13 protein-coding genes are annotated in these 13,727 nt (G+C 65.4%); 9 read left to right on the forward strand and 4 right to left on the reverse strand.

The window, feature by feature from the left end; translation table 11 throughout:
• Positions 1–251: hypothetical protein (locus AB4061_RS10625; protein ID WP_441633485.1), on the reverse strand; the 251-nt coding region annotated here is incomplete at its 3' end.
• A 148-nt stretch (positions 252–399) separates the two neighbouring features.
• On the opposite strand from AB4061_RS10625, the gene AB4061_RS10630 reads away from it, so the two are divergent.
• The 5 genes from AB4061_RS10630 (at position 400) to AB4061_RS10650 (ending at position 4,406) form a co-directional block, all read left to right on the forward strand.
• Positions 400–849: a DUF1178 family protein gene (locus AB4061_RS10630; protein ID WP_441633487.1), complete on the forward strand. Its 450-nt coding sequence runs from the start codon at positions 400–402 to the stop codon at positions 847–849.
• A gap of 95 nt (positions 850–944) precedes the next feature.
• Complete coding sequence (locus AB4061_RS10635; RefSeq protein ID WP_043344761.1) at positions 945–2,147, forward strand: acyl-CoA dehydrogenase family protein; 1,203 nt, start codon at positions 945–947, stop codon at positions 2,145–2,147.
• 13 nt (positions 2,148–2,160) lie between these two features.
• Complete coding sequence (locus AB4061_RS10640; RefSeq protein ID WP_441633489.1) at positions 2,161–3,279, forward strand: acyl-CoA dehydrogenase family protein; 1,119 nt, start codon at positions 2,161–2,163, stop codon at positions 3,277–3,279.
• A gap of 132 nt (positions 3,280–3,411) precedes the next feature.
• On the forward strand, positions 3,412–3,861 hold the full coding sequence (locus AB4061_RS10645; protein WP_441633491.1) for a MaoC family dehydratase: 450 nt from the start codon (positions 3,412–3,414) through the stop codon (positions 3,859–3,861).
• Positions 3,862–3,926: 65 nt separating this feature from the next.
• A complete protein-coding gene (locus AB4061_RS10650; protein WP_441633493.1) occupies positions 3,927–4,406 on the forward strand; it encodes a MaoC family dehydratase in 480 nt (159 codons plus the stop codon).
• A 67-nt stretch (positions 4,407–4,473) separates the two neighbouring features.
• Here AB4061_RS10650 and AB4061_RS10655 read toward each other — a convergent pair whose 3' ends face one another.
• From AB4061_RS10655 to AB4061_RS10665, 3 genes are all read right to left on the reverse strand, one after another.
• Positions 4,474–5,775 carry an MFS transporter gene (locus AB4061_RS10655; RefSeq protein WP_441633495.1) on the reverse strand — a complete coding sequence of 434 codons (1,302 nt, stop codon included), beginning with the start codon at positions 5,773–5,775 and terminating at the stop codon, positions 4,474–4,476.
• 9 nt (positions 5,776–5,784) lie between these two features.
• Entirely contained in the window at positions 5,785–6,621 is an 837-nt protein-coding gene (locus AB4061_RS10660; protein ID WP_441633497.1) for an alpha/beta fold hydrolase, read from the reverse strand.
• A 95-nt stretch (positions 6,622–6,716) separates the two neighbouring features.
• The gene (locus tag AB4061_RS10665; protein ID WP_441633499.1) at positions 6,717–8,204 is read right to left on the reverse strand and encodes a flavin-containing monooxygenase; all 1,488 of its coding nucleotides are present in this window, start codon (positions 8,202–8,204) and stop codon (positions 6,717–6,719) included.
• Positions 8,205–8,552: 348 nt separating this feature from the next.
• Here AB4061_RS10665 and urtA point away from each other — a divergent pair, with 348 nt between their 5' ends.
• The 4 genes from urtA to urtD all read left to right on the forward strand — a co-directional run bounded on the left by urtA (position 8,553) and on the right by urtD (position 13,698).
• Positions 8,553–9,818, forward strand: coding sequence for an urea ABC transporter substrate-binding protein (gene urtA / locus AB4061_RS10670; RefSeq protein WP_441633501.1), 1,266 nt, complete (start codon positions 8,553–8,555; stop codon positions 9,816–9,818).
• Positions 9,819–10,010: 192 nt separating this feature from the next.
• Complete coding sequence (gene urtB / locus AB4061_RS10675; protein WP_441633503.1) at positions 10,011–11,648, forward strand: urea ABC transporter permease subunit UrtB; 1,638 nt, start codon at positions 10,011–10,013, stop codon at positions 11,646–11,648.
• A complete protein-coding gene (gene urtC / locus AB4061_RS10680; RefSeq protein ID WP_441633758.1) occupies positions 11,648–12,853 on the forward strand; it encodes an urea ABC transporter permease subunit UrtC in 1,206 nt (401 codons plus the stop codon). The genes urtB and urtC overlap by 1 nt, the downstream gene beginning before the upstream one ends.
• On the forward strand, positions 12,850–13,698 hold the full coding sequence (urtD, locus tag AB4061_RS10685) for an urea ABC transporter ATP-binding protein UrtD (protein ID WP_441633505.1): 849 nt from the start codon (positions 12,850–12,852) through the stop codon (positions 13,696–13,698). Before urtC ends, urtD begins: the two co-directional genes overlap by 4 nt.
• The last annotated feature ends 29 nt before the right edge of the window (positions 13,699–13,727 follow it).

Below are 13,727 nucleotides of genomic sequence, written 5' to 3' on the forward strand. Positions count from 1 at the left end.
GCAACCACCGAGGCCCAAACAGCCTGATTGCTCTGCTGATTGCTCTGCTCCCGGCAGGGCGGCTTTCTTTTCGTTAGTTTTCTTTGCCGGTCAAAGAAAAGTGACCGGCAGCCCCCGCAGGGGGATGTCGTATGGCCCTTGGGTGCAAAAACCATCGCCGCCCAAAGAAACAGCAACCAACCCCGCACGGCAACGTCGTATGGCACCTCAGGCGCAAAAGCCACCGCAGCCGTAACGGCGTAAAATCCCATTTAACCGTGTGATCGCAGCCATACCTCGTCACCCTTTTACACAAGACTCCCCGCCAAGGGCACACATAATGGCTGCAAAAAAATTAGCACGACCGTTCACAAAATTCCGTTTCGCGGATACTATAGCTTTCGACGGGCTGGAAACATCATGAAGGTGCTCGACCTGCGCTGCGCGCAAGACCATCGTTTCGAGGGCTGGTTTGCTTCGGAGGACGACGCGCAATCGCAGATTTCGCAAAATCTCGTCCAATGTCCGGTCTGCGAAGACCATGCCATCACCCGGCTGCCCAGCGCGCCGCGCCTGAATCTCTCGGGAGCGGCCGCCGCGCCGGCGGGCAAGCCGGCCGGGGTGAAGGCCCCTGCGGCGCCGGCGACACTGCAGTCGCTTTACCTGAAGGCGGTAAGGCAGGTGCTGGCGCAGACCGAGGATGTGGGTGAACGCTTTGCCGAAGAGGCCAGGCGCATGCACTACGACGAAGCGCCGGAACGCGGGATCCGCGGCACGGCGTCGCCGGACGAAGTGCAGGCCCTTGCCGAAGAAGGCATCGATACTTTCCAGCTCGTGGTGCCGGATGCGCTCAAGCAGACGGCTCACTGAATAGCGTCCTGTGCCCAAGGCAGTGTTCTTGCCGGCGCATGACGCGCTAGCTAGAACAAACTGCCGGTCTCACACCGGCATCACTGGAGACGGGCATGGATCTCAACTATTCGGCGTCCGACGATGCCTTCCGCGCCGAAGTGCGCGGCTGGCTGGAGGCCAACCTGCCGGCGGAAATCAGCAGCAAGATTCTGAACCACCGCCGCCCCAACCGCGACGACCTGGTGCGCTGGCACAAGCTGCTGGCGGGCCGTGGCTGGTCCGCGCCGCACTGGCCGGTGCAGTATGGCGGCACGGGCTGGAATGCCACGCAGCGCCACATCTGGGACGAGGAAAATGCCCGCGTCGGCGCGCCTGGCGTGCTGCCTTTCGGCGTGGCCATGGTCGCGCCCGTGATCATGAAGTACGGCAGTGAAGCGCAGAAGAGCTACTACCTGCCGCGCATCCTGGATTGCACCGACTGGTGGTGCCAGGGTTACTCCGAGCCGGGCTCGGGTTCCGACCTGGCGTCGCTGAAGACCCGTGCCGAGCTGACCTCGGACGGCAAGCACTACATCGTCAACGGCCAGAAGACCTGGACCACGCTCGGCCAGCACGCGGACATGATCTTCTGCCTGGTCCGCACCGATTTCGAAGCCAAGAAGCAAGAGGGTATCTCCTTCCTGCTGATCGACATGAAGACCCCGGGCATCACCGTGCGCCCGATCATCATGCTCGACGAAGAGCATGAAGTGAACGAAGTGTTCTTCGACAACGTCCAGGTGCCGGTGGAGAACCGTGTCGGCGAAGAAAACCGCGGCTGGACCTACGCCAAGTACCTGCTCGGCCATGAGCGCACCGGCATCGCCCGCGTGGGCAACTCCAAGCGCGAGCTGGGCTTCCTCAAGCGCGTGGCCAAGCAACAGCAGAAGAACGGCCGCCCGCTGCTGGAAGACCCGCTGTTCGGCGCCAAGGTTGCCGCGCTGGAAATCGAGCTGATGGCGCTGGAGTTGACCGTGCTGCGCGTGGTGTCGAGCGAGAGCGCCGGCAAGGGCCCCGGCCCCGAGGCATCGATGCTCAAGATCAAGGGCACCGAGATCCAGCAGATGCTGACCGAGCTGATGGTGGAGGCCGTCGGCCCCTACGCCCAGCCGTTCGACACCGCCTACCTGGAATGCGAACACGAACACGCGGTGACCGGCTACGACGACGCCGCGCCGCTGGCCGCTTACTACTTCAACTATCGCAAGACCTCCATCTACGGCGGGTCCAACGAAATTCAGAAGAACATCATCAGCCAGATGATCCTGGGGCTGTGAGGAGACACGCGATATGAACTTCAATCTCAGCGACGAACAGAAGCAACTGGCTGACGCCGTCCACCGCTTCATCGACAAAGACTACGATTTCGAGACCCGCAAGAAGGGCATCAAGGCCGAAGCCGGCCATAGCGATGCCGCCTGGGGCGCGCTGGTGGAGCTCGGCCTGACCGCGCTGCCGGTGCCGGAAGCGCAGGGTGGCTTCTCGGGCACGCCCATCGACATGATGGTGGTGATGCAGGAGCTGGGCCGCGGCCTGGTGGTCGAGCCGTACTTCGCCACCGTGGTTGCCGCCTACGCGCTCAAGCTGGCCGGCGGCCAGGACGCGCTGCTGGAGCAGGTTGCCGGCGGCGAGCTGAAGCTGGCCACCGCCTTCAACGAGCCGCATGCCCGCTATGCGCTCAACGACGTGCGCGTGACGGCCAAGGGCGGCAAGCTCAATGGCCGCAAGGTCGTGACGATTCACGGCGCGCAAGCCGGCAAGCTGGTCGTCTCGGCGCGCACCAGCGGCGCCGACGCCGACACCAATGGCATTTCGCTGTTCCTGGTGGACCCGAAGGCGGCCGGCGTCAGCATCACCGACTACCGCACCATCGACAACCTGCGCGCGGCCGATATCACCTTCAAGGACGCACAGGGCGAGCTGCTGGGCACCGAAGGCGCGGCGTTCGCGCTGATCGAGCAGGTGGCTGACTACGCCGCCGTGCTGCTGTGCGCAGAAGCCGTTGGCGTGATGGACACGCTCAACGCCGCCACGCTGGAATACGCCAAGACCCGCCAGCAGTTCGGCGTGCCGATCGCGCGCTTCCAGGCGCTGCAGCACCGCATGGTGGAGATGTTTATCCACGCCGAGCAATCGCGTTCCATCACGCTGCTGGCTGCCGCCAAGTTCGACGAGGCCAGCCCGGAAGAACGCCGTCGCTTTGCCTCGGCGGCCAAGGCACGCGTGGGCCAGGCGGCTCGCTCGGTCGGCCAGGAGGCCGTGCAGATCCACGGCGGCATGGGCGTCACCGACGAACTGCCGGCGGCGCACATGTTCAAGCGCCTGACGCTGATCAACACCACCTTCGGGGATGTCGATCATCACCTGTCGCGCTTCGCGGCACAGCCGGGCTTCCTGGAAACGGTCTGATCCAGGTTGAATCAAAGAACCGCGCCGGTTGTCCGAGGCGCGGTTTTTTGTTATGAGTTGACCTCGTATCTTTTGCTGCGATTCTCCCACCTCGCAATTTGCATCTCGCATTCATTGTTGACGGAGCGATTCATGTCCACCCTGTATTTCGAAGATTTCGCCGTCGGCAGCAAGCGCGACCTCGGGTCCCACCTGGTGACGGAGGAGGAGATCCTGACCTTTGCCCGCCAGTATGATCCCCAGCCCATCCACATCGACAAGGAAGCCGCGCAAAAAAGCATCTACAAGAACCTGATCTCCAGCGGCTGGATGACCTGCTCGATCATGATGCGCCTGCTGGTGGACAACATGACCTCCAAGGCCGCCAGCATGGGCTCGCCCGGCGTGGATGAGATCCGCTGGCTCAAGCCGGTCTATGCGGGCGATACGCTGCGCGTGTCGCTGGTGGTGCTGGATGCGCGCGCTTCCTCGTCCAAGCCGGACCGCGGCGTGGTGCACACGCAATGGGAAGCCACCAACCAGCGCGGCGAACTGGTCTGCACCGTCAAGGGCATGGGCATGTACGGACGGCGGCCCGCCTGACGATTCTCAAGCATCATCCCGGCCATCCCGGCTTCTACAGATAACTCGTACAACAAGGAGACACCATGCGTACCATCGCTTCGCTCGAAGAACTGGAAAGCCTGCAGGGCCAGGAAGTGGCCATCAGCGACTGGATCGAGATCACCCAGCAGCAGGTCAACCAGTTCGCCGAAGCCACTGGCGATCACCAATGGATTCACGTCGACGTGGAGCGTGCCCGCCGCGAATCGCCGTTCGGCGGGCCGGTGGCCCATGGCTTCCTGACGTTGTCGCTGCTGCCGGCATTCATGCACAACGCGCTCGATATGCCGGGCGTGAAGATGGGCGTCAACTATGGCCTGAACCGCGTGCGCTTTACCGCGCCGGTGCCGGTTGGCAGCCGCCTGCGCGCCCGCGTGAAGCTGCTCTCGGTGGAGCGCCTGGAGCCTCTGCCGAACACGCCCGCGCTGGTTGGCGCCCAGTCCACCTGGGAAGTCACGGTGGAGCGCGAGGGCAGCGAGCGGCCGGTGTGCGTGGCGGAATCCATCAGCCGCCGCTACTCGTAAGCCAGACTGGCCGCGACGGCCGCCACGGCCGGCGCGGTCTGGTTGAGGTTGTTCCGCCAGGCGCGGTTCAGGCCGGCAAACGCGCGGACGCTATGTCTTGCGGCGAGGCCGCCAGCGCCTTTGCGGAACGCTCGGGATTGATCCAGCACAAGCCAATCACGCCACTTGCCAGCAGCAGCAGGGCGTTGATCGTGAAGCCCGCTTCAAAGCCGCCGTTCATGCCATGGCGCTGCACCAGTTGCCCCACCACCGCCGGCGCCAGGATGCCGGCCAGCGTGATCAGCGCCGTGTGGATCGACAACACGCTGCCGCGCTGGCCCTCCGGCACGATCTGCGCGAGCATGGCCGGGGTCAGGGCGAACGCCACGGGCGGCAGGCATGCCGCCACGGCAATCAGCAAGGTCTTGGGCACTGGCGCCAGCGTGATCGAGGCGATCGCCAGGTACACGCCGCCGCCTGCCAGCGCGGCCACCGAGATGAGCACGCCGCGCGCGAGCCGCGACGATGCGCCTGCGCGCAGCATGCGCTGCGACAACCAGCTGAGGATCAGCGTAACGGGCATGGCCGAGGCCACGATGGCCGCATACCAGCGCCCGGTGGTGACCGGATCGAAGCCCAGGCCTTTTTCCAGGTAGGCGGGCAGCCAGGTCAGCCCCAGCGCCAACGCCCAGTATGCGCAAAAGCCAATGGCCAGGCAGGCCAGCACGGTCGGGTCGCGGAAGATGCGCCGGTAGGGCAGGCGCACGGGCGTGGCCGCGGTGCCGGCGCGTGGTGCGCTTGCCTGCGTGAGCGGTCCCTCGCGTCCCACGCAGAGCCACATTGCGCTCCACGCCATGCCGATGCCGGCCAGGATCATGAAATTGGCGCGCCAGCCCCATCGGATCGTCACCAGCGGGATCAGCAGTCCAGCCAGCAGCAGGCCTACGGTGGCCCCCTGGTTGATCATCGCCACCGGCAGGTTGCGCTTGTGGTCCGGAAACCATTTGAATAGCGCGTGCACGGAGATCGGGAAGGCCGGCCCTTCGGCCGCGCCAAGCAGCATGCGGCACACTAGGATGGTCATGGCCGATCCCGCCAGCGCCAGCGGGACCTGCAGCACGGCCCACGACAAGCCCATCGCCAGCAGCAGCCAGCGCGCGGCCACGCGATTGGACAGAAAGCCGACCAGCACGGTGGATAGCGAGAACAGCCAGAAGAAGCTGCTGGCGATCAGGCCGAACTCGGCCGGCGGCAGCTTCAGGTCTGCCATCAGCGGCACGGCGACCATGCCCAGCACGATCTTGTCGAGGAAGTTGATCAGCGAAAGCCAGGTCAGCATCGAGGCCATGGCCCAGGCGCTGCGTGGCTGGTAGGAGGCAAGTGGTTTCATCGGTCGGCCTTAGGATCGGTTCAACGTGTTGGCTTGGCGCTCGTTTGTCGTGGTGGTCGCTGAATCCAGGTGCTGCTCGATCAGTGCGAGCAGGCGCTCGGGCTGTTCCAGCATCACCAGGTGCCCGCTGTCGATCTCCGCGTAGCTGGCGCCGCTGATCGCCGCGGCGAGCGCGCGGCAATGCGCCGGCGGCACCATCTGGTCGTGGCGCATGCCGATCACGAGCGTGGCGGCGCGGATGCGGGGCAACAGCGGCGTGACGTCGATGACGGCGTCGAGCCCGGCCTGGCGGTCGCTGCCGGGCGCCAGGCCCGCGCCGAAGCGCCGCAGCATGCCCTCGACGGTGGCGTCGTCCATGCACGCGATGAAGCCCTCCGATACGCCATTGAGCAGGAGCATGCGCGCCAGTTGATGGCGGTCCGAGCGCGCCAGCGATTGCCACAGCCTAAATAGCAGGCGCATGCGGCTATCGGTCCGCGCCCAGGCGCCGAACAAGACCAGGCGCCGCACGCGCTCAGGCATCAGCGCGGCCGCGGCGGCGGCCACCACGCCGCCTAGCGAATAACCGACCAGGTCCACGGGCAGGTCGCCCGCCAGCGCCATGCAGTCGCGCACCTGTCCGACCAGCGCATCGAGCGTCAGCGGCGCGCCGTCGTCACGGGTTTCGCCAGAGCCCGCAAGGTCCAGCGCCAGGCAGCGCCTGCGCAGCGCGAGCCCGGGCAGCAGGGCGGCCCAGTTGGTTTCCGCGCTGGAACTGGTGCCGTGTACGAGAAGAGTCGGCCGTCCGGTGCCGGCCTCGATCAGGCTGGTTCGGATAGGCTCCGACGCGATTTCCAGGCGTTGCATGTCGAACTCCCTTGGGTTCTTTTGACGGGCTGCGTACGGTGGATGTCAACGCAATCGATGTCGTTGATGTGGCAGGCGCCGGCGGCCGGGCGATGCTAGGGCCGCTCGCCGGCATGGCGCAGCATGAAGTGCCCCCAGTCCGGCTTGCGCGTCTTCCACCAATAGGCCGTGGCATGGCTCGACCAGTTGTTGATGACCCTGCCGCTGGCCGACTTGTACCAACTGCTGCACGAGCCTGCCCACGCGGTCTGGCCGATGGCCGCCTGCAACGCCTGGTTGAAGCGCGTCACCACCTCCGGGCGCACCTCTATCGAGGCGAAGCGCGCCGCGCGGCAGGCCTGGATGCACTGCAGGACATAGCGCGCCTGGCACTCGAGCATGAAAATGATGGAGTTATGGCCCAGGTTGGTATTGGGGCCGTACAGCACGAACAGGTTGGGAAATCCAGGCGCCGTCATGCCGAGATACGCCTCCGGACCCTCGCGCCACTGATCGGCCAGGGTGCGGCCGTGGCGGCCGGTGATGCGGATCGGCGCGAGGAAGGAGCGGGCGTCGAAGCCGGTGGCGAAGACGATGGCGTCGGCCCGATGCCTGGTGCCGTCGGCGGTGACCACGGCGTCGGCTTCGACGCGCTCGATGCGGGCGGTCTCGACATGGACGTTCGGCCGCTTGAGCGCCTGGTAGAAATCGTCGGAGATCAGGATGCGCTTGCAGCCGATCGGGTAGTCGGGCGTGAGCTTGGCGCGCAGCACCGGGTCGGGAATCATGTGCGCGAGGTAGCGGCGCGCCAGCGTTTCCAGTTCCCGGTTGCGGCCGCTGTCCCGCTGCATGCGCCCGAAGCGCAGTTCACGCTGCAGGTAGAGGTGCCAGCGATGCAGCCGGGCCGTCCACGGGTGGCGTTCGAAGCGCGCTTGTTGTCCGGACGTATAGGCCTCGCCATTGCGCGGCAGCACCCAGTTGGCACTGCGCTGGAATACCGTCAGCTTGCCCGCTTCCGGCGCGATGCGCGGGATGAACTGCAGCGCGCTGGCGCCATTGCCGATCACCGCGACCTGCTTGCCGCGCAGATCGGCGTCATGCCGCCAGCGCGCGGAATGGAAGGCCGTGCCGGCAAAGCGGTCCAGCCCTGCAATGTCTGGCGCCAGCGGGCGGTTGAGCTGTCCGGTGCCGCTGACGAGGATGCGCGCGGCGATGGTGTCGCCGTTGCTGGTGCTCACCCGCCACAGGCAGGCGGCGGCGTCGTAGCGCGCCTCGGTGACCTCCGTGCCGAAACGGATATGCCCGAGCAGCCCGAAGCGCTCGGCGCAGTGCTGCAGGTAGCGATGGATCTCCGGCTGGGGCGAGTATGCGCTGGACCAGTCCGGCTTGGGCGCGAACGAAAAACTATAAAGATGGGAGGGAATGTCGCAGCCGCAACCCGGGTAGGTGTTGTCCCGCCAGGTGCCGCCCACCGTGCCGGCCTTCTCCAGCACGACAAAGTCATGGATGCCGGCTTGCTTGAGCTTGATGCCCATGCACATGCCGGCCACGCCGGCGCCGAGGATGACGATCTGGTCCGCGTCGGGCGTCGTTGACGCTTTCAATGGGCTGTCTCCGTCGTGCTTTTTTATGGGTAGTCGCGGCGCGTGCGGCGACGCCGTGGCCCGCAATCGAGAGGCCACCTTAGAGCCGATTGCGGATTCGGGCAAGTCACGGCGCAACATGCGTGCCGCCATGTGCCCCAATCTGAATCAGCCGGCGGCGGCGCACAGGCTTGGTGCGTGACGCTTGCGCACTATCGTGGTGCGATGGGCGGCCGGGCGGCCTCTGGAGGCACGCCAGGCCGTGTACACAGTCTTGTATACAAGCTTGTATGCCATGGCATGCTAGTTGCAGAAGAGATACCCGGGGTGCGTTGTTCCTTTATCCAACACGACAATCTGGGAGCTGCAATGAAAAGACGTGACATGCTGAAGCTGTCGGCGGTAGCCGCCGCGGCCTTGTTTGCAACGGCAGGCGTGAGCCCGCTGGCATTGGCGCAGTCCAAGGAACCGATCAAGATCGGTATCCTGCATTCGCTGTCCGGCACCATGGCCATTTCCGAGACTTCGCTCAAGGACGTGGCGCTGATGACCATCGACGAGATCAACAAGAGCGGCGGCGTGCTTGGCCGCAAGCTTGAGCCGGTCGTGGTCGATCCCGCTTCCAACTGGCCGCTGTTCGCCGAGAAGGCGCGCCAGCTGATCACCAAGGACAAGGTTGCCGTCACGTTCGGCTGCTGGACCTCGGTCTCGCGCAAGTCGGTGCTGCCTGTTTATGAAGAGCTGAATTCGCTGCTGTTCYATCCGGTGCAGTACGAAGGCGAGGAGATGTCCAAGAACGTCTTCTACACCGGCGCGGCGCCCAACCAGCAGGCCATTCCCGCGGTGGAATACCTGATGAGCAAGGAAGGCGGCGGCGCCAAGCGCTTCTTCCTGCTTGGCACCGACTACGTCTACCCGCGCACCACCAACAAGATCCTGCGTGCCTTCCTGAAGAGCAAGGGCGTGGCGGACAAGGATATCGAAGAGGTCTACACGCCGTTTGGCCACAGCGATTACCAGACCATTGTCGCCAACATCAAGAAGTTCTCGCAAGGCGGCAAGACCGCCGTGATCTCCACCATCAACGGTGACTCCAACGTGCCCTTCTACAAGGAGCTGGGCAACGCCGGCCTGAAGGCCAAGGACGTGCCGGTCGTGGCGTTCTCGGTGGGCGAGGAAGAACTGCGCGGCATCGACACCAAGCCGCTGGTGGGCCACCTGGCCGCATGGAACTACTTCATGTCGGTCAAGAACCCTGAAAACGAAGCCTTCAAGAAGCAATGGGCGGCGTGGGTCAAGGCGAACAACCTGCCGGGCGGCGACAAGCGCGTGACCAACGACCCGATGGAAGCCACCTATGTGGGCATCCATATGTGGGCACAAGCTGTCAAGAAGGCCGGTACGACCGATCCCGACAAGGTGCGTGCCGCGATGTATGGCCAGACCTTCAAGGCGCCGGACGGCTTCACCCTGACCATGGGCGAGAACCATCACCTGTACAAGCCGGTGATGATCGGCGAGATCAAGGGCGATGGCCAGTTCACGGTCGTGTGGAAGACGCCCAAGGCCGTGCGTGCGCAGCCGTGGAGCCCGTTCATCGCGGGTAACGAAGGCAAGCCGGACAAGGTGATGTAAGCAGGGCGCCCGCTTGGCGCTCTCCTGCTCTCCCGCTTGCCTCGTGGCTGGTGAGGGAGGGGAGGGAGAGGAGGGCGCCAGGCAGTGTCTTTGCCTCCTCGCATGCTGTCCGCCGCTTCGGTGCGGTGGCGGCAAATCGTCACGCCGATCAAGGTGACGCGCGTGCTTCGCCGCGCGCGACTCGCAAACCTTATGCACCGACCCTTATCGTTCTCTCTCGCTTCACGTTTGCGCGCCATGCTGGCCGCGCTGCTCCTGCTGGCCGCGTGCCCGCTGTGGGCCGCGCCGCTCACGCAGGCCGACCTGAAGCCACTGGCCGAAGACGACTTCGACGCCAAGACCGCCGCGATCACCGCACTGACCAAGGCGCCGGTGGCGCAGGCCGGCCCCATCCTCAAGGCCTTGCAGGACGATACGCTGCAATATGCGCCGGGCGTCGGCATGGTGCGCCAGGACGGCGACAAGCTGGTGGACGCGATCAGCGGCACGCCGGTCACGGTCAAGCCCGACGCGCTCGAAGCGCTCACCCTGAACAACAGCCTGCGCGCGATGGTGGACAGCGCCGCCAGCAGCACGCTGCTGCAATCGCCCGATGCGGCGGTGCGCACGCAGGCCGTCAATACGCTGCTGGACCAGCCGGGCAGCGCATCGCGCCCGGTGGTGGAGGCCGCGCGCAAGGCCGAGGCCGATGCCGGCCTGCGCGCCAAGCTCGATGTGATCTGGGCCAATATCGTGCTGGCCGAGGGCAACCGCGACGATCGCCTCGAAGCCATCCGCATCCTCGGCCGCGACAGCAATCCGCAGAGCCGCCAAAAGCTGCAGCCGCTGCTGGAAAAGGACGCCGCCGGCAAATTTCGCGAGCCCGACGCCGAACTGCGCGGCGCCGCGCAGCAGGCGCTCGATGCCTTGCGCGGCGACCAGCGCCGCGCCGAGCTGATCGGCAACCTCTTCGCCGGCCTGAGCCTGGGCAGCGTGCTGCTGCTCGCCGCACTGGGGCTGGCCATCACTTACGGGCTGATCGGCGTCATCAACATGGCGCAGGGCGAATTCCTGATGATCGGCGCGTACGCCACGTACATGGTGCAGGGTGTGTTCCGCGCGCACTTTGCCAGCGCGTTCGACTGGTACCTGCTGTTTGCGCTGCCCGCATCGTTCCTCGCCTCCGCCGTGGTCGGCTTCGTGCTGGAGCGGCTGGTGCTGCGCCATCTCTACGGCCGCCCGCTGGAAACGCTGCTGGCCACCTTCGGCGTGAGCCTGCTGCTGATGCAGGCGGTGCGCACGCTGTTTGGCGCGCAGAACGTGGAAGTGGCCAATCCATCCTGGATGAGCGGCGGCATCGAATGGCTGCCCGGCATGGTGCTGCCATACAACCGCATGGTCATCATCGTGTTTGCGCTGGCGGTGGTGGCGGTGGCCTGGGCCGTGCTTAACCGTACCCGCCTTGGCTTGTTCGTGCGGGCCACCACCCAGAACCGCACCATGGCGGCTTGCGTTGGCGTGCGCACCTGGAAGGTGGATAGCTACGCCTTTGCCTTTGGCGCGGGCATCGCCGGCCTGGGCGGCTGCGCGCTGTCGCAGATCGGCAATGTCGGCCCCGACCTTGGCCAAGCCTACATCATCGATTCCTTCATGGTGGTGGTGCTGGGCGGCGTTGGGCAGCTCGCGGGCACCATCATCGGTGCTTTCGGGCTGGGCCTGATCAACAAGTTCATCGAGCCGTTCTATGGCGCGGTGCTGGCCAAGATCTTTGTCCTGGTGCTGATTGTGCTCTTCATCCAGAAGCGCCCGCAGGGACTGTTCGCGCTCAAAGGGCGCAGCGCGGAGGCATGATGAAGACTTCTCTCTCGAATCCATCCACGGCGGGTTTCCGGCTGGCCGTGCCGGAGCGCCAGCCGCTGTTCTCCGGGCGCAGCTGGACGGCGTTGCTGGTGATCGCGCTGGTGGTGGGCATCGGCGTGCCGGTGTGCGCGCTGCTGGTGCCCGAAGGCCATCCCATGCATCTGTCGGCCTATGCGCTGACGCTGATCGGCAAGATCATGTGCTTCGCGCTGGCCGCGATCGCGCTGGACCTGGTGTGGGGCTACTGCGGCATTCTCAGCCTCGGCCACGGCTTGTTCTTCGCGCTCGGCGGCTATGCCATGGGCATGTACCTGATGCGCAGCATTGGCCGCGAAGGCGTCTACAAGAGCGACCTGCCCGACTTCATGGTGTTCCTCGACTGGAAGGAAATGCCGTGGTTCTGGCATGGTACCGAGCATCTCGGTTACGCGATGCTGCTGGTGGTGCTGGTGCCGGGCGTGCTGGCGTGGCTGTTCGGCTTCTTCGCCTTCCGCTCGCGCATCAAGGGCGTGTACCTGTCCATCATCACGCAAGCCATGACGTACGCCGCCATGCTGCTGTTCTTCCGTAACGAGACGGGTTTTGGCGGCAATAATGGCTTCACGGATTTCAAGCGCATCGCCGGCTTTGCCGTGGCCGCGCCGCAGACCCGCACGGCGCTGTTCGTGCTGACGTTCCTTGCCCTGCTGGCCGGCTTCATCGCCTGTCGCTACATCGTGACGTCCAAGCTCGGCCGGGTCGTGACCGCGATCCGCGACGCCGAGATGCGCGTGATGTTCTCGGGTTACAACCCGCTTGGCTACAAGCTGTTCGTGTGGACCTTTTCGGCCGTGCTGTGCGGCATCGCCGGCGCGCTTTACGTGCCGCAGGTGGGCATCATCAACCCGGGCGAGATGTCCCCGGCCAACTCCATCGAGATGGCGGTTTGGGTGGCCGTGGGCGGACGCGGCACGCTGATCGGCCCGATCATCGGCGCCTTTATCGTCAACGGCGCCAAGACCATGTTCACGGCTTACTTCGCGGAGTACTGGCTGTTCTTGCTGGGCGCGATGTTCGTGCTGGTGACGCTGTACATGCCGGATGGCGTGATCGGCCTGCTCAAGCGCGCGCGTGCCATGCGAGCAAGCCCGCAGGCCGCGCCGGGCAATGCGGCGAATGCGCCGGCTGCCGCCACCCGCAGCGGAGGGGAAGCATGAACGCAGCACTGGGAGCACAACAGGCGGAAAGCGGCGGCACCACGGGGCTGGGCCGCGTCATGGAGCCGGGCGTCATCGACGTCTCGCACGGCCCCATCCTTTACCTGGAAGACGTGACCGTGCAGTTCGACGGTTTCCGCGCGCTGAACAAGCTCACGCTGTCGATCGACCACGGCGAGCTGCGCTGCGTGATCGGGCCCAATGGCGCTGGCAAGACCACCATGATGGATGTGATCACCGGCAAGACCGGGCCGCGCAACGCCAACGTGAGCGGGCGCGTGTTCCTCGGCCAGAGCATCGACCTGATGCGCATGACCGAGCCCAAGATCGCGCAGACCGGCATTGGCCGCAAGTTCCAGAAGCCCACCGTGTTCGAGCAGCACGAAGTGTGGGAGAACCTGGAACTGGCGACGAAGGGTGACAAGCGCTGGATCACTTCATTGCGCGCGCGCCTGGGCGCCGAAGGGCATCGCCGCATCGAGGAAACGCTGGCGCTGACGGGGCTGGAGGACGAGGCCTATCGCCCGGCCGGCTTGCTGTCGCACGGGCAGAAGCAGCGGCTGGAAATCGGCATGCTGCTGATGCAGAAGCCGCAGTTGCTGCTGCTGGACGAGCCGGTGGCCGGCATGACCGATGAAGAAACCATGCAGCTGGCCAAGCTGCTTAACAGCCTGCGCGGCACCTGCTCGATGATGGTGGTGGAGCACGACATGGAGTTCGTTGCCGCACTGGCCGGCGATGAGGGCAAGGTGACGGTGCTGGCCGAGGGCAGCGTGCTGGCCGAAGGCACGCTCGACGCCGTCAAGCGCGAGGAGCGCGTGATCGAATCCTATCTCGGCCGCTAGGCGCAGGGCCGGATCGAAAAAAAGGGAAC

The organism is Cupriavidus sp. YAF13, from assembly GCF_052113425.1.
In the GTDB taxonomy this organism is placed as follows: Bacteria; Pseudomonadota; Gammaproteobacteria; order Burkholderiales; family Burkholderiaceae; genus Cupriavidus.